Here is a 299-nt window from a genome sequence, read left to right as displayed (position 1 = left end):
ATCTTCACTGATGCAGACCTTTTAACAGGTGCAACGGACATTGAAGGCGACAACCTAACTGTTGAAGGTGTGACCTACGATGGCGGTGACGGTATCCTTACTGATAACGGTAATGGTACATACACCTTTGCGCCAAATGAGAACTTCAATGGTGACGTAAACTTCGGTTTTGATGTGTCTGACGGCACCGATACGGTGTCAGCAAACATCGACGTAAGCGTAACAGCGGTTGATGATGCGCCTGTGTCTGGTGACTTAGCTTATTCAATCGATGAAGACGGTTCGATTCGTCTAAGCCA

At 47.2% G+C, this 299-nt stretch carries 1 protein-coding gene; it reads left to right on the top strand.

Going from position 1 to position 299, the window contains the following annotated elements:
* Positions 1 to 299: cadherin-like domain-containing protein (locus AB4384_RS23710; RefSeq protein ID WP_372129244.1), on the top strand; the 299-nt coding region annotated here is incomplete at both ends.

The organism is Vibrio sp. 10N.261.51.A4 (assembly GCF_041471945.1).
Lineage (GTDB): Bacteria > Pseudomonadota > Gammaproteobacteria > Enterobacterales > Vibrionaceae > Vibrio > Vibrio crassostreae_C.
The sequence above is the reverse complement of the archived record's forward strand: the minus strand, read 5'-3'. Positions and strand labels throughout refer to the sequence as shown.